The 16,697-nt window shown below is 36.3% G+C and carries 11 protein-coding genes; 3 read left to right on the top strand and 8 right to left on the bottom strand.

The annotated features are described in order from the left end of the window. Nucleotides 1–51: 51 nt before the first annotated feature. From BALCAV_RS21550 to BALCAV_RS06045, 3 genes are all read left to right on the top strand, one after another. Nucleotides 52–201 (top strand): YycC family protein, encoded by a 150-nt coding sequence (locus BALCAV_RS21550; protein ID WP_004427533.1) that lies wholly within the window; start codon nt 52–54, stop codon nt 199–201. Between the two features lie 281 nt (nt 202–482). Beyond that, nucleotides 483–929: a hypothetical protein gene (locus BALCAV_RS06050; protein ID WP_004427531.1), complete on the top strand. Its 447-nt coding sequence runs from the start codon at nt 483–485 to the stop codon at nt 927–929. Between the two features lie 183 nt (nt 930–1,112). Then, nucleotides 1,113–1,796, top strand: a complete 684-nt coding sequence (locus BALCAV_RS06045; RefSeq protein WP_004427529.1) for a PspA/IM30 family protein — start codon at nt 1,113–1,115, stop codon at nt 1,794–1,796. A 73-nt stretch (nt 1,797–1,869) separates the two neighbouring features. On the opposite strand, the gene BALCAV_RS22535 is transcribed toward BALCAV_RS06045, so the two are convergent. The 8 genes from BALCAV_RS22535 to BALCAV_RS06005 all read right to left on the bottom strand — a co-directional run bounded on the left by BALCAV_RS22535 (nt 1,870) and on the right by BALCAV_RS06005 (nt 15,911). Continuing rightward, entirely contained in the window at nt 1,870–4,410 is a 2,541-nt protein-coding gene (locus BALCAV_RS22535; protein WP_004427527.1) for a hypothetical protein, read from the bottom strand. Between the two features lie 186 nt (nt 4,411–4,596). Next, nucleotides 4,597–6,411: an ABC transporter ATP-binding protein gene (locus tag BALCAV_RS06035; protein ID WP_040323701.1), complete on the bottom strand. Its 1,815-nt coding sequence runs from the start codon at nt 6,409–6,411 to the stop codon at nt 4,597–4,599. A 15-nt stretch (nt 6,412–6,426) separates the two neighbouring features. Then, nucleotides 6,427–8,175, bottom strand: coding sequence for an ABC transporter ATP-binding protein (locus BALCAV_RS06030; protein WP_003323680.1), 1,749 nt, complete (start codon nt 8,173–8,175; stop codon nt 6,427–6,429). Between the two features lie 305 nt (nt 8,176–8,480). Next, the gene (locus tag BALCAV_RS06025; protein WP_003323681.1) at nt 8,481–9,890 is read right to left on the bottom strand and encodes a SpoVR family protein; all 1,410 of its coding nucleotides are present in this window, start codon (nt 9,888–9,890) and stop codon (nt 8,481–8,483) included. Between the two features lie 256 nt (nt 9,891–10,146). Beyond that, the gene (locus BALCAV_RS06020; RefSeq protein WP_003323682.1) at nt 10,147–11,883 is read right to left on the bottom strand and encodes a phospho-sugar mutase; all 1,737 of its coding nucleotides are present in this window, start codon (nt 11,881–11,883) and stop codon (nt 10,147–10,149) included. A 60-nt stretch (nt 11,884–11,943) separates the two neighbouring features. Next, a complete protein-coding gene (locus BALCAV_RS06015; protein WP_003323683.1) occupies nt 11,944–13,608 on the bottom strand; it encodes a glycerol-3-phosphate dehydrogenase/oxidase in 1,665 nt (554 codons plus the stop codon). A gap of 211 nt (nt 13,609–13,819) precedes the next feature. Beyond that, nucleotides 13,820–14,266 carry a FixH family protein gene (locus tag BALCAV_RS06010; protein WP_160173390.1) on the bottom strand — a complete coding sequence of 149 codons (447 nt, stop codon included), beginning with the start codon at nt 14,264–14,266 and terminating at the stop codon, nt 13,820–13,822. A gap of 100 nt (nt 14,267–14,366) precedes the next feature. Next, nucleotides 14,367–15,911: a bifunctional GNAT family N-acetyltransferase/carbon-nitrogen hydrolase family protein gene (locus BALCAV_RS06005; protein WP_003323685.1), complete on the bottom strand. Its 1,545-nt coding sequence runs from the start codon at nt 15,909–15,911 to the stop codon at nt 14,367–14,369. Between the last annotated feature and the right edge of the window lie 786 nt (nt 15,912–16,697).

The raw sequence follows: 16,697 nt of genomic DNA, 5'->3' as shown, positions 1-16,697 counted from the left end.
TTACACTAAAAAGAACTAAGATATTAACCTAGTTAGGAGGCTTTTAACTAAATGAGACCTTTACAAATTTCTGCTGAAACTGCTCAAAAACTAGCGGAGTCATTAAATGTACCGATTGAGCAAATCATGCATATGCCACAACATATTCTAATAGCTAAATTAGCTGAAATAGAAAAAAAGCAAGCCGAAGACAAAGAATAAAATTACAATTCTAAGTCGTATAAATGTATTAATAAAAAAAGGTTTTCTTAGAAGCTCTTTAATCGCTTTTGAAAACCTTTTTTATGTCATGTCTTGGTTTTCCAAAATCTTCTCATTACCCCAATTGAACTTATCTCCCTCACTCCTCTTACCTTTAAAAAGTTATATGCACACTTTATAAAAATTCTTTCAAAAAAGAAGCCTTTCTATTCTCATACAAGCCATTAAATCGAATAAGTATAGTGTAAAACCTAAATTTATCCTTTTATTTGGAGGCCGATATGATTCGTAGACAACGAAGACCTTACATGACACTCATACTTGTATTTTTAATATTGATACTTTTTATCTTTTTACTCTCCCCTTCTGAAGCCAAACAAGCAAAAAGAGTCGTTGACACCTTCTATCAATACGAACAAGATGCTCAATTTTCATCATCATGGCAACTTTTACATTCATCCGTTCAAGAACAATTTTCTCAATCCAGTTACATTCAAGATCGGGCCCACGTTTTTATGGGTCATTTCGGCAGTGAGACCTTTGATTATTCATTGAACTCACCGAAAAAAATTTCAAATTATTCTTTAACGAACCATCCAGAGGAAACAGTAAACGGCTATAAAATCGAAGTGGAACAAAATTACGATTCGAAATATGGACTCCTTAAAATCACTCAAACCGTTATCGTGCTCAAGGAAAATAACACCTGGAAATTGCTATGGAAATAACCGGAAGCATGAAAAGACTCTCGCACAATACGAACGATATTGGCAATCTGCTTCACTTTATGATAAAAAAACGATAATTATTGAAACCTTTTTTGTTATAATTCGTAACTATACTATAGATGCACACCAAAGCTTATACATTGTGGTAAAATAGAATAAATTAACTTTTCTGGAGGGATGAAGATGTTTCGTTTTTTTAATCGTGTCCGTACAATCGTATCATCTGAACTAAATTCATTACTGAGTAAAGCAGAAGACCCTGTTAAAATGGTCGATCAATTTGTGATTGATATGGAAAATGATATAGCTGACGTAGAATCTGCTGTTGCTAAGCAAATAGCTAATGAAAAATTACTTGAAAAACAATATGCAGAAGCTGCTGCCCTTGTGACGAAACGCGAAGAGCAAGCGATGACAGCACTTGAAACGGGTGATGAAGATTTAGCAAGACGAGTGTTAGAAGACAAAAATAAACATAGTGAACACGCTGACTCTTTGAAAACATCTTGGGAAGAAGCGAAAAAACTGTCAGAAGAATTAAAAGCCAAACTTCGTGAAATGAACGAAGAATTAAGAGAAATGAAAATGAAAAAAGATTCATTAAAAGCTCGCTCTGAAAGTGCCAAGGCTCGTACAAAAGTGAATCGTTCATTATCAGGTATTGGTGGCGCCAAATCTGGTTTTGATCGAATGGAAGAAAAAGTGATGCGCACTGAAGCTGAAGCTGCTAGCTCAGAGGAATTACGCAGTGCAAACCGTTCACTTGATGATGAATTAGCTGCTTTAACAACATCCTCAAGTGTTGATTCTGAACTTGCTGCGCTCAAAGCTAAAATGAATGCCAAAAAAGAAGAATCAGCAGAATAAAAACAAAAACCACCAAACCTTCTAAAGGCTTAGTGGTTTTTCAAATTTAATCCTTTCATTTTCGTGTAAAACTTTATCGCTTTCTTCCTCCTCCACGTGAACCAAAGCTTCCCCCTCCGCCTCGGGATCCTCCCCCTCCACGTGAGCCAAAACTGCCGCCTCCGCCTCGGGATCCTCCTCCACGTGAGCCAAATCCGCCTCCTCCACCTCGGGATCCACCTCCTCCAGGTCGTGAGCCAAATCCGCTGCCTCCACTTCTCTGGCTATTTCTCGAACCAAAGGATTTGCCGACTTGAGTTCCAGCTACAAAAGAAATACTATTTCGTCTTGCTTCTTCCTGTTGACGACGTCTTCTTTCTTCCTTCACTACTTGATCATGATCCCGTCTCATATGATTAGAGAGACTTGTTACCGCAGAAATCTTACCTTTGGCTTGATCATACTTGCCAACAGAGATTAAATGCTGAATTTCACTTTGATTTGCTTTAAATTGTTGTTGATATCGCTCAGTTGAAATTTTTGTGCCATAACGCTTTGAAGCTTGTTGGAAGGAGCGGTCGGCCTCTTGCCATTGTCTTTCAATGTCACGTTTGTGGCGCAAATAACTTTTTACTTCTTCTTCTTTTTTCTTAAATTGATGTTGGAGTCCATTTATCCGTTTCGCTACTTCATCTAAATAAATATTAGATTGATTGACTTCATGAACTTCAAAACGAATATCATTGATTAAAATCGACAATGGTTGCTGATCAAATGGCAATTCTTCACGTTTTATTAAAGTAATTAAAGTCTCACAGTCCCTTTCAAGCTTCTCCACTGAGGTCAATAGCCCTTTTCGTTTTTCTTCTAAATGACTAAATCGCTCAAAACACTCGATATAAGTTGTTTTCAAGGCACTAAAACGCTCTTGAACAACTAACGCTTTCTTAAAGGCCTCCTCATACTGCTGTCTCTCTTCCTGTTGTAATTCCTTAATGAACGGCAACTCTTGTTGAACCCATACTATTTCCTGTTTTATTCGTTCATACAAATTCGGAATATCATGCCAATGTTCTTTGCCAAAATGCGTTTGTAAACGCGTTAGCTCATGCTCATATTTGGAATCTATATGAGAAAACGAACGTAAATCATTTTCGATTCGGTAGACGATTTCTTTACTTTCATTCCGATTTGAAATCAACGTTTCTAGGTAATTTTCAGCCACGATCACATCTTGATGAATCGAGGCGATCATTTCTTTTGCCTTAACTACATCACCTTCATCAATGAACTTTGTCAAAGGACTAAATTTCACCCTCGCTTTCTCAAAAAAGCTAACTATTTTATCATCAATATAACGAAGGTTTTCAGCTTTAATCCTTTCCTTGATTCTAGTTTCTTTCATAACAAGCTCTGCTTCTAAATTTGTAGGTACTTGCTCTAACTCCTGTAACAGTTGAAGTTTGTCAGCTAACCCGACAATTTCTTTATTTACTGGCATTATTTGATTTTGAGCTCCAATAAAATCAAACTGCCTTTCTAGTTGCTTTACTTGTTCAACCTTTTTCTTAACCTCGATTATGTCAGCTTGCAAACTTGCATAAGGCTTTCCGACCTGTTGTGTATATTCCTTAAATTCCATCTCAAATTTATCAATGGAAGCAAATAATTGCTTTATCTTTTTAGTCGTTTCCATTTCACTCTGAAAAAACTGTTTGACGTCTTGTTCAAGTCCAATAAGCGCTTGTTCATCCACTTCTGTCTGTTGCACAATCGGATCAAGCCGTTGAGAAAACTTGCTTATTTTTGACGGTTTTCCTAGTCTAGAAATTTGCTGTTCACGCTCTTTAGCACTTGTTAAAATAGTAAAAAGCTCGGCATTTAACTTTTTTAAGGCTACTTCGGTTTCACCTTTGGCTAGTTTTAAACGATCACTTGTTTTATTAAAAGGATTTAATACTTTAGAAAGCAAGCGGTTTTGACGTTCTTTAAGCTCAGCTTTTTCTCGTTCCATTCTTTTTCTCGAACGAAATTTAAAAAAGACGATTACAGCACCGATAAAAAGGGCGACAATTAATAGTGCTTGAATGACAGTACTAGCTGAGATTGAATTTGGAGATTGATCAGGTGTCACTATCCCTGTAGATGATTCATTTTCACTTGGATTTGAATCATTAATACTAGTGTAGTAAGCCTCTGCTCTTGACTCCATTTCATAAATGAGTCGTTCAATTCCCCTGACAAAATCTCCATCTACAGCAGAATCAATAAACGTATCCTCTAATAATTCTTCATAGGCATATTGACCGTATCCAGTCATAATGACAGCTTCTAATTCATTCCCTGTTTGCAACTGAACATCATAATCCGTGTTTAATAATAAAATTGCATCAACATTATTTTGTTCATAAAGCATTTCCGCCTCAGCTGCAATGCTGTTATTCTCCATTTCCGTTACTGAAAGGATTAAATATTCATAGCGAGTATTTTCAAATTGTCTCTCTAGTTGTTCAATTTCTAGATTTGTTAAAAATTGTGCTTCATCATTTATATGAAGTGCCGCTAATCCTCGAATAGGATTGATAATTAATATTCCCATGACAATGGCTAAAATCAATGGAATCATACGTTTCATTTCTTCGCCCCCAGTTTGCTCTTATACCCATCATATAGCAATTCAATCTTTGAATAAAGATTCTTTCATAGCTTCTTTATCTTTACGAAAATAAGGAAAGAAAGTTTCGGTTAAGTAACTATCATTTCATCCCCGATCAAAAACCCCTCACATCATTAATTTGATGTAAGAGGTCTATACACTTATTTAGTCTGCATGAATCGCTGAATATTGTGATTTAACAAGTTCATAATAAATGCCCTTTTTATCCATCAACTCATTATGTGTCCCTTGCTCCATCACATCACCGTGATCAAGGACGATAATTTTATCTGAATCGCGAATCGTTGATAGACGATGGGCAATCATCACGGCCGTCCGGTTATGAAGTAGCTTTTTTAACCCTTGTTGGATTTTAAGCTCCGTTTCCGTATCAATACTCGCTGTGGCTTCATCTAAAATTAAAATCTTTGGATCGGCTAGTAAAGCTCTAGCAAACGATAATAATTGGCGCTCCCCAACAGAGAGAACACTTCCCTTTTCCTCAACCTCTGTTTCATAACCTTTATCTAAACGTTCAATAAAAGTATGGGCTCCAATTGCCTCTGCCGCTGCTTTCACTTCTTCGTCTGTTGCCGTTGGCTTCCCGAAACGAATATTTTCTAAAATCGTTCCGGCAAATATGAACGTATCTTGCAAAACATAACTGACATTTGTTCTTAATTCATGCAACTTAAGATCTTTTAAATCATTTCCATCTAATAAAACTCGCCCAGCCGTTGGGTCATAGAATCGACTCATTAAATTAACAATCGTCGATTTTCCTGAACCGGTGTGACCGACTAAAGCGATCGTATCACCGGCATTAAAGGTTAAATTGATTCCTTTTAATGCTTTCCGTTTGTCATCATAAGAAAACTCCACATTCTCAAAAACCATTTCTCCTTTAACATCACCGATTGGAATCGCATTCGCTTTTTCTGGTACGGATGGTTTCTCATCTAAAAACTCAAAAATTCGCTCCGATGACGCCATCCCTACTAAAAGCTGATTGTACACTTGCCCTAATCTTGAAATCGGTTCCCAAAACATCCCTAAATAGAAAGCAAAGGCAACAAAGACCCCCACTTCAAGGCCACCTTGAATTAATGTAGACCCGTACCAAATAAGGACAATTGCCCCAACAACACTAGCCATCTCTACAAATGGACGGAATAATGCATTTTGTTTCGTTGCATTTCTCCAGCTTTTGAAATTCTCATTGTTCACATTTTCAAAGAATTCCATGTTCTCTTTTTCTTGAGCATATGCTTGAGTAACACGGATTCCTTGAATACTCTCATTAAGGTGTGAATTTAAAACCGATTGTCTGACACGAACATATTGCCAAGCACGCCGAATGTTTCGACGAAGCTTTGTTGAAATGAAGAACATAATCGGTACAACAATTAAAACAAAGATCGCGAGCTCTGGGCTTAAATAGAATAAAATAAAGACAATCCCAAGTAGCATAACGATATCCATAATTAAATTGATGACTCCGTTTGTAAACAAATCCTGTAAAGAGTTTACATCATTAATGACACGCACTAAAATGGAGCCAGCTGAGCGTTGGTCAAAAAAGCGATGCGATAATCTTTGAATATGTTTAAAAAGAGATTCACGAATATCAAAAATGATATGCTGTCCGAGCTCATTCATCCACCGTATTCTAAGCATATTAGCAAAATAAGAAATAATGTATAAAACGAGCACAGCCCCTGCTAAATAAGCAAGCATCGTAAAATCACCTGGTATAAGGGCATACTCAATGACCATAAACCCGACTAAAAAAGGAATCGCCAAACGTATCGCGGTCGCAATTAACATCATAACCATCGTTTTAGGCAATATCGTTTTTGCGTAAGGTTTCATATATTGTAATAACCTTGTCATCTGTTTCCAGTTAAATGGCTTTTCAATGATGTTCTCAACCGTATAATGAAATCGTGTATTTTTTGCTTTTACTGCCCGTTCACTCATTCAAATAACACTCCCTTAAGCCTGTTGAAGCACATATTGCTGATCTTGGTTTTGAATATTATAAATGCGACGGTATATTCCATCCTCATTTTCTAATAATTCATCATGAGTTCCACGTTCAACAATTTGTCCTTGATCCAAGACAAGAATTTGGTCGGCATGCTTCACAGAAGAAATACGGTGAGCAATAATAAAAGTCGTTCGCCCTTCCATTACTTCTCTAAACGCTTTTTGAATCTTCACTTCTGTTTGCATATCCACTGCACTTGTTGCATCATCCATAATTAAAATCGCTGGATCCATTAAAATCGCTCTTGCAATCGCAATCCGTTGCTTTTGTCCACCAGATAACCCTAGTCCTCTTTCTCCTAATACCGTATCGTACCCTTCAGGTAACTCAGAGATAAATTCATGCGCATCCGCGCGTTTCGCTGCAGCAATAATATCATCCATTGAGGCACCCGCAACTCCATATGAAATATTATCACGGATAGTCGAAGAGAATAAAAACGTTTCTTGTAATACAATCCCGATATTGCTTCTAATCTGTTTCATCGAGTATTGTTCAATTGGTTTTCCATCAATAAAAATCTCTCCATCTGTTTTTTGATAAAAACGTGTTAAGAGCTGAATAACACTCGACTTACCTGAGCCAGTCGCTCCAACTAAGCCAATCGTTTGACCTTTTTTTGCCTCAAAAGAAATATTAGTTAAAGCGTGATTTGTCTCGGTATTATAAGCTAAATCAACATTTTCGTATTTAACTTCACCAATTAATCGAACTTTTTCTTTGTCACTCCGGTATTCATCAACACGTTCTTTCGCATCTAAAATTTCTAATAAACGCTCTCCAGATGCTTTTGATTGTGAGAATGTATTCATAATAAAACCTAATTGCATGATCGGCCCAATAATAAAGCCGATTAAACTAAAAAAGGCCACAAACTCCCCGGCAGTCATGCTATTTGTAATGGTTAGGTACCCCCCAAATCCAATCAAAATAACAGAAGCCATATTCCCAATCGTCTCCATTAAAGGGAAGTATTTTCCCCATACTCTTGCAATATCGATATGTTTTGTTCGGTAATCCTCATTTGTTACGTCAAATCGTTTGGACTCCTCATCCTCTTGTGATAAAGCTTTTACTGTTTGAACACCACTGACATTTTCTTGAACCTTCGTATTAAGATTCGCTAATGATTTACGAATTTTTCTAAAACGAGGATGTACACGTTTATCAAACATATAAACGGTTACACATAAAAAGGGCAATGTCGCCATCGTCAATAGTGTAAGAGGGACTGAATAGTAAAACATAACTGCTAAACTAAATGTGACTAATAAGACGAAGTTGACAAGTTGGGCAAACCCAAAAGATAAAAAGAAGCGAAAACCTTCAACATCCGCTGTTAGTCTTGACATTAAATCACCAGTCTTGGCATTATCATAGTACTTAAAAGGAAGGAATTGTAGTTTCTTATATAGAGCTTTTCGAAGTTGATAAACGGAGGAAATTCCGAATAAATCTCCATAATATTGGTTAATAAATGCTGTGATACTTTTTATGAGCGTTGCCACTAGGAGGGCTAACACTAACCAAGGAATCAAACCATACTCGCCTTGTGTAACCGAATCAATCGACATTTGTAAAATAATTGGATAAACAACCGTCATTCCCGTTACACCAAGCAATGAAATTAACGACCAGAAGAAGTACTTTTTATAAGGTAAATAAAAATCCTTCAGACGTTTAAAAGTGTCCATTACTCCACCGCCTTTTTTACTGTTTATTATTTTATGCCTCTCATTTGACGTTTCACTTTATTCTTTTTTGGTCTCCCCCACCTTTTCAAAGAATTTAGTAACTCGAAGTAATTATGAATAGTAAATTTAATCATACTCGCATTGCCTATGAATAGTCAATCATTTTATTCTAATTTTCAGATATTATTTTCGGCATTTCTATTTAATAAGGAGAGCCGCTTACTTATTTGGTCTAAAAACTTACTTTACGTAAGAAATAACGACACATCCAATGATATGCCGTCATCGCTCAGAATACTTCTGTTTTATAAATATTTCCGGTGGATTTTTTTCCCATCATGAATAAAGACAAGCTTTTTCTCATTGACCATCGTTTCTAAATGAACAGGTCTCCCCCATAATTGATAAAAATATGGAAGTACTTTTTCTAAATAAGTGACATCCAATTCTCTATCTTCATATGCATGAGAAATATAAAGTTCGCCACTTTTCAAATAATCTCCATCCGTAACGACTAAATAAGGAAATCCCCCATTTATCCTTGAATTTGCTAACTGGTCCCTTACTTGTTCCCACTCCTTATCCACAACCTTATAGTCGGTTCCCTGCTTTTGGAATAAGTACATATCTTCTCTCATGACTAAATCTTTTGTTAAGTAGTTACGAATAAAGGAAATATCGGATTCAATTTCTCGGACTTCATACATTTTTTCACGGCCGCTCCCTTTTTTCACCCCTTGGCGCTCCATCATTTCCTTTGTTGGGTTGTTATACCGCTCTTCAATATCTTCAAATATTTTTAACCCTAAATAATATGGATTAATAGACGTTTTCGAAGGCTGAACGACACCAGCATTTAATTTGGCAAATTCAATCGTTTCATCACTCGTTAAATTCATTTCTCTTAATATCCGGGCATGCCAGAAAGAAGCCCAACCTTCATTCATAATTTTCGTCTCGAGCTGTGGCCAAAAATAAAGCATTTCTTCGCGCATCATCGTTAATATATCTCGTTGCCAAGGTTCTAATTCTCGGCTATATGATTCTATAAATAAGAGAATATCCTTTTCAGGTTTTGGTGGGAATTTTTTCTTTTTTGATACAAGCTCTTTTTCCTTACGTTTTGAACTTAAATCCCAAAGGTCATCATATTCTCCACGTTTTCGTTCAATTGTTTCTTCTTCATCATCCAGACTCCAAGCAAGTTTTGGCCTTAACAAACTTGGATCAATATGCTCTTGAATCGCCAATACAGCATCGAGAAAATCCTCAACCTCTTTTTTTCCGTGGACATGTTCGTAATGAGCAATTCGATCAGCTGTTGCTGCCATGGATTCTACCATATCTTTTCTTGTATTCGAAAAGCGGACATTATTTTTGAAGAAATCACAGTGGGCCAAAACATGAGCAACAATCAGTTTATTTTGAATTAAAGAGTTACTATCTAATAGAAAGGCATAACAAGGATCGGAATTAATGACGAGTTCATAAATTTTACTCAAGCCTAGATCATATTGCAATTTCATTTTATGAAACTGTTTTCCAAAACTCCAATGTGAATATCTTGTTGGCATCCCGTAAGCCCCAAATGTATAAATAATTTCAGCCGGACAAATTTCATAGCGCATTTCATAAAAATCTAGGCCAAACCCAGAAGCGATTTCAGTAATTTCAGCAATTGCTCTTTCTAATTCTTTCCAATCATCTTCTTTCATGAAGGTCCCTCCTCGATCAGCTTTTTACAATCTATGATCCTTTTTTTAAAAAGATGAGAAGAAACGGACATCTATCGAATGAATTAAAGAAAGTTTATGTGCATTGCTTTCCTTTTAATGACTTTCACCTCTAAAATCTGAAACAATTTCACAAGCTGTTTTCTGCTTTTCTCATCTGTGCTATTCCAACAGACGAAAAAAGCTGCCCGTAACAGATCATTGTTATGATTTGTTGGGCAGCCTTACTTCGCTTTAATTATACATATTGATGAACAAGCTCCATGACAGATGTTCTTAACGAGGCTAATTGTGATTGTGCTTCTGGTAAACTGTCTGCTCTTACGCCGAAATAAAATTTCACTTTCGGTTCTGTTCCCGATGGTCGAATACAGAACCACGAACCATCGACTAGTTTATATTTTAATACATTTGATACTGGCAGTTCAATTTTTGTTCGCTCACCTGTCGCCACCGTTAATGACTCACTTGATCGATAATCCTCAACCGACTCAATTAATATACCACTAATTTCTTTTGGTGGATTTGTACGGAATGTTGTTAAAATATGATTAATCTTTTCAATACCTGCTTTTCCTTTTAACGTTAAGGATTGAAGATCTTCTAAAAAGTAGCCGTATTTTTGATACACTTCAAGAAGTCCTTCATAAATGCTCATGTCCTTTGATTTATAATAAGCCGCTAATTCAGCTCCTAATAAGCATGCTTGAACCGCATCTTTATCACGGACAAAATCACCGATTAAATAACCATAACTCTCTTCATATCCAAATAAAAAGCTTTTTTCTTTAGTTTGTTCAAATTCAGCAATCTTTTCACCAATGAACTTAAATCCTGTTAACGTATCCATCGCTGTTAATTGATAAGCTTCAGCAATTGCACGCCCAATCTCTGATGTTACGATCGTTTTCATAACTATCCCATTTTCAGGTAATTCCCCGTTTTGGTCTTTTTGCGAAAGAAGATAATCAAGCATTAATGCCCCTGTTTGATTTCCAGTTAAAACAATATAATCACCATTATTATCTTTTACAGATAACCCAACACGGTCAGCATCAGGATCTGTTCCAATTAATAAATCCGCATTAATTTTTCGGCCATATTGAATTGCAATCTCAAAAGCAGCGTGCTCCTCTGGATTAGGCGATGACACCGTTGAAAAGTTCGGATCCGGTAATTCTTGTTCACGAACAACCGTTACCTTTTTAAAACCAACGTCCTCTAAAATTCGACGTACAGGTATATTTGCCGTACCGTGTAATGGTGTAAAAACAACCTCAACTTTATCTCCGTATGCATCAATTAACGATTGATTAACTACAACGGATTTTAATTGTTCATTATAAGCATCATCTAATTCTTCTGAAATGATTTGATAGAGACGTTTCCCTTTAAGCTCCTTCTCATCACCTACCTCAATCATGAGCTCATTCTCAACCGATTGTACATAAGAAACAAGTTCATCTGCTGGTCCAGGTGGTAGCTGTCCTCCATCTGGTCCATATACTTTAAATCCATTATATTCTGGTGGATTATGGCTAGCAGTAATGACAATTCCTGAATAAGTATTTAAATGACGCACAGCAAAAGATAACTCCGGTGTTGGCCTTAAATCACGGAATACATAAGTTGTAATGCCGTGATTCGCTAACGTTAAAGCCGCTTGCTCTGCAAACTCAGGTGATTTATGACGACAATCATAGGCAATTACAACGCCTCTTTTCATCGCATCTTCCCCTTTTGACTCTATATACCTAGCTAATCCTTCAGCCGCTTTTCGTACTGTATATGTATTCATTCTATTAGGTCCTGGTCCAATTTCTCCACGCATACCACCAGTTCCAAATTCCAATTCTTTATAAAAACAATCTTCAAGCAAAACCTCATTGCCTGTCACTTGATCGAGCTGCTCTTTTAATTCTAAATCATGTTGGCTATGCATTTTCCATTTTTCAAATTCTGTTTTCCACTCCATAAAGTCTCCCCCTACTAGTCTTCTAGGTCTTTTTCATTATAGCATATACCTTGAATGAAGTTATTCTAATTCAAGTTCATCTTCCGTAAACTGTACTTCTTTTAATTTTGTTCGTAATGATTCCGTATAGTGCTGTAGTTGTTCATTTGTCCAATGACAATGGTCCGCGAAATAGGCAAGAATTTGTAAGTAATATTCTTCGATAAATTCTCTTTCAAAGTATAAAGCACCCGTTCTTCTCACGATAAAATCTTCTGGAACCATGACTAATTCCTCTTCAAGATTGTATCTTAACTCTGCATATAAATCTGAGGGCAACCCCCACTTTCCAGCAAAGCGGCTTTTACTTTTTAGTTTCGCATAAATATTCCCTACATTTGAACCATATCGTTCAACGAGTGTTCTCGCCCGCTTTTCACTTAAACCCAGTCTCTTACCTTCTTCTATCTTCTGCTCACAAAATCCTGCAAATAATTCCGAACCACCAACATATCCACCTGTTAACGTAATAGAATCAGTCACAGAACGTTGATTTATTTTTAATTCCTTACATAGCATGTCAACAACCTTTTCTGCCATCATACGATAACCCGTTAACGTCCCTAATAATACAGAAATTAGTCCAGAATCGGAGACAATAATATCATCATAAATTTCTGATTTTTTTGGTGGCTTAGTAGGAGAATTTATATAAGAGCTAATCCCGATCCAACTCGAAATAACATCCTGTTCCGTTATTTTCGTTTGCGGAAACATTCCATTTAAATTATCTAACAAAAATTGTCGCTCCACTTTTGACCATTTAATATTTTCTAATTCACCTGCCCAACCACTCTGTGCAACCCCAACAAAAACTTTATCATAAAATGGGACCGCATAAATGAATGCATCGCCTTCTCTTGCCTTAAAATAAATTCCGTATTCCAAAGGGAGTGTTTTTTTATTTAAAACTAAATGCACACCTTTTACATATTGGAGGCTCTGCTCATTTTTTGAACGGTCTTGCTCTCGTAACTCATCTAGCCAAGCTCCGGTCGCATTAACAATTTTTTTCGCATAAATTTTTATTGCTTCTCCTGATAGGACATCGACTGCAATAACACCAATCGCTTGGCCTTTTTCATATAAAAACGATTCTACTTTCATATAATTAACCGCTTTTGTGCCACGATTCACAGCTTCTTTTATCACTTCAATCGTTAATCTCATATCATTAATTCGATATTCTGTATATAAACCGCTTCCTTTTAAACGCTCACTATTAATTAAGGGCTCATATTTTAACGTTTGTTTTTTAGAAAGCAGCTCTCCACGTTCGCTTTTTTTAACATCAGTCAAATGGTCAAACATTTTTAAATTAATCGATGTTTTAAAGCGGTTAAATAATCCTTCCTTATATATTGGAATGAGCATCGGCTCTGGTCGAGCGACATGTGGAGCATTTTCATGAAGAATGGCTCGTTCCCTCATCAAAGCGGAGGATTTTTTTACATCAAATTGATTTAAATGTCGTAATCCCCCATGAAAAAGTTTGCTCGAATGTCCAGAGGCCCCACTAGCAAAATCTGTTTTCTCTACTAAAATGGTTTCCAATCCACGTAATGAAGCATCCAAGGCTATCCCTGCTCCACTAATCCCTCCACCAATTACTAATATATCAACCGAATGATTATTGATTTCTGCGATCCAAGTTTTTCGATTTTTACTTGAAAAAGAAACACTCATCCTGTTACCCCTTCCACGAAATCATCCTCTTTTTTCTATCTAGCTAAAAATATTTATTCTTTTATCATTGTACCTCACTTTTTCATATAACTAAATGAATGTCATCTTAATGTAAAATAGATTTTTTTAGTAAAATGATCTTCATACATACATGATAAAACGAAGCTAAACTAAGTTCAGCTTCGTTTGTCCCATACTTTATTCGATCCAGTTAATAATTTTGAACAAACCCAATAGAATTGACTTCGACATATAAATTCTTTTGGTAATAGTATTGTTCATTTTCGACATTAACAAGGATGCTCCAGTAACCAGGTTCAGAAAAATGTACTTCTGATTCATAAAGTCCATCTTCTAGATGATGCATCACAACACTAACACTCTTATCGGTATATGGCTCGTTGATTTCAAGACGCACATTTGCCTTTGTCAATGGCTCCTGTTTTTCATTTAAAACAAAAATTTGGATATCTTCTGTTCGACCTTTTTGAAAGCTCATTGCTGGGTCAGCTAGTTCAACATTCCAATTCTCTACTTCATATTTCTTTTGAAAATCCGTTAATAAATAATTAAAGACAATACTTATTAAGACAAAGACAAGTAAAATGAGGATTTGTATATGAACAGGCAGTCGTTTTTTTTTCGTTTCTAATTGCATGTTTGCTCCTCCTTCTCCTCTCCATCTTTGCCCAATTTCCTTTGACATAAACGAAAAAAAGCTGCCCTCCTTCTTGGAAAGCAACTTCATTTACAATCATCTACTCTTGTTTGTATGTGATTTCATAAATATCACGGCGACGATCACGGAGTTGGTTCACACTTCCCGCTCGACGATGACGTCGTAAAATTTCTAAATCGACATCTCCAACTACAACTGTTTCTATATTAGGATTACATTCACCGACAACCCCGTCACGGGCAAAAGTAAAATCAGATGGACTAAAAATTCCAGACTGAGCATATTGAATGTCCATATTTTCAACATCAGGTAAATTTCCAACTGTCCCTGAGAGTACCGTGTAGACTTGATTCTCGATCGCACGAGCTTGCGAACAATAACGAACCCTTAAATAGCCTTGACGATCATCTGTACAGAATGGAGTAAAAATAATATTTGCTCCTTTATCAACCGCAATCCTTGCGAGCTCAGGAAACTCAATATCATAACAAATCTGAATCGCAATTTTTCCACAGTCCGTATCAAAGACTTTGACTTCATCCCCACCGGTAATTCCCCAGAATTTTCGTTCGTTTGGTGTAATATGAAGCTTATATTGCTTTTCAATTGTACCATTACGTCTAAACAAGTAAGCAATATTAAAAATTTTACCTTCTTCCTCTACAAAGTGAGAGCCACCAATAATATTCACATTGTATTTAACCGCTAAATTTGTAAACAGCTCAATGTAATCTTCCGTAAATTCCGTTAAACGACGAATCGCTAAACTCGGACTTTTTTCTGGTAAAAAAGATAACAACTGCAAGGTGAATATTTCTGGAAAAACAACAAAATCAGAGCTATAACTTGCCGCAACATCTGTATAGTATTCACACTGCACGGCAAAATCATTAAATGAAGTAATTTTTTTCATTTCATATTGAATGCTCGTAATCCGCACAGGGAAAGAGGTTTTAAAGGAACGTTTTGGTGTCATCGGCTGATAGTCAATATTATTCCATTCCATTAACGTTGCATATTTTAACGACGCCTTATCATCATCTAAATAATTACGATTAATTCGCTTTAACATAAACCCATTCATCACCTGAAATGTAAGTACGGGATCATAAATATTATGCATTGTTACTTCTTCCACATATTCTCGAGGTGTCATCTCTTTTGAATGTTTATAATAATTAGGAATTCTGCCTCCAATAATGATACTTTTTAAATTCAATTTACGAGCTAGATTTTTTCTCGCTTCATATAATCGGCGTCCTATTTTCATTCGACGATATTCAGGATGAACCATCACTTCAATTCCATATAAATTATAACCTTCTGGATCGTGATTCGTAATATAGCCGTTATCGGTAATTTCATCCCAAGTATGCTGGTCATCATATTCATCAAAGTTAATAATTAAACTCGATGATGACCCAATAATCTCACCATCATACTCTACACAAATCTGGCCCTCTGGAAAAACCTCGATATGGCTCTTTAGATGGCTTATTTCCCAAGGCTCCATTTTAGGAAAGCAAACCTTTTGCATATTAATAATTTCTTTGAAGTCTTTCTCTTCAATTTGACGAATTATCATCTTTTTCTCAAACTTCGAAACATCAATTTCTGATGTCATCATTCCCACTCCTTCACTAACAACTTCTCCACCAAAAGTGTACCCTTTTTTCACAAATTTGAATACAGAAAAGTGAAGGCGACTGGGCAGATTGTGAAGAAAATTAAGGCATAACTATCAAGAGGCTTTTTCTCTTGTAGTTATGACGTATTTTCAGAACAATCTAGGAGCCGCAACTAGACACAGAAAAGTGAAGGGCGTCGTTAAGAAATGAGGAAAAATAAGAACAGCTGTGAAAGTCGCTCTTTGACTTTCTACAGATGGGCGTTTTTTCCCGAATTTCTGACGCCCGCAACTGGACAATGAAAAGTGGAGGCGACTGGGCAGATTGATTACTTATTAACTTTTATTTGTACTTTAATTGCTACATCTCAAAATTTTCATTACTTATCAACTCGAATTCGCACCCTAATTCCAACATCTCAAAATTTTCATTACGTATCCCTACTTATTCGTACCCTAATCACGGCACCTCAAAACTTTCATTACTTATCAACTCGAATTCGCACCCTAATTCCAACATCTCAAAATTTTCATTACTTATCCCTACTTATTCGTACCCTAATCACGGCACCTCAAAACTTTCATTACTTATCCCTACTTATTCACACCCTAAACACGCCTCCTCAATATTTTCATTACCAATCACCACCAATTCGCACCCTACCCCCGCCGCCTCACTAGTTTCATTACCAATCACCAAGTTTTCACCTCATAAAAGCTCAGAAACCTTCCTCTTTTCCCTCTCTTCTCCTTAAAAAAATACCTCAAAAGGCCAAACGACCT

Source organism: Alkalihalobacillus alcalophilus ATCC 27647 = CGMCC 1.3604, assembly GCF_000292245.2.
GTDB classification, from domain to species: Bacteria; Bacillota; Bacilli; order Bacillales; family Bacillaceae_D; genus Alkalihalobacillus; species Alkalihalobacillus alcalophilus.
This window is presented reverse-complemented; position numbering and strand designations above follow the sequence as displayed.

Coding starts and splice junctions, on each gene's coding strand:
- BALCAV_RS21550 (WP_004427533.1), top strand. CDS start 52: ATGAGACCTTTACAAATTTCTGCTGAAACTGCTCAAAAACTAGCGGAG.
- BALCAV_RS06050 (WP_004427531.1), top strand. CDS start 483: ATGATTCGTAGACAACGAAGACCTTACATGACACTCATACTTGTATTT.
- BALCAV_RS06045 (WP_004427529.1), top strand. CDS start 1,113: ATGTTTCGTTTTTTTAATCGTGTCCGTACAATCGTATCATCTGAACTA.
- BALCAV_RS22535 (WP_004427527.1), bottom strand. CDS start 4,410: ATGAAACGTATGATTCCATTGATTTTAGCCATTGTCATGGGAATATTA.
- BALCAV_RS06035 (WP_040323701.1), bottom strand. CDS start 6,411: ATGAGTGAACGGGCAGTAAAAGCAAAAAATACACGATTTCATTATACG.
- BALCAV_RS06030 (WP_003323680.1), bottom strand. CDS start 8,175: ATGGACACTTTTAAACGTCTGAAGGATTTTTATTTACCTTATAAAAAG.
- BALCAV_RS06025 (WP_003323681.1), bottom strand. CDS start 9,890: ATGAAAGAAGATGATTGGAAAGAATTAGAAAGAGCAATTGCTGAAATT.
- BALCAV_RS06020 (WP_003323682.1), bottom strand. CDS start 11,883: ATGGAGTGGAAAACAGAATTTGAAAAATGGAAAATGCATAGCCAACAT.
- BALCAV_RS06015 (WP_003323683.1), bottom strand. CDS start 13,608: ATGAGTGTTTCTTTTTCAAGTAAAAATCGAAAAACTTGGATCGCAGAA.
- BALCAV_RS06010 (WP_160173390.1), bottom strand. CDS start 14,266: ATGCAATTAGAAACGAAAAAAAAACGACTGCCTGTTCATATACAAATC.
- BALCAV_RS06005 (WP_003323685.1), bottom strand. CDS start 15,911: ATGACATCAGAAATTGATGTTTCGAAGTTTGAGAAAAAGATGATAATT.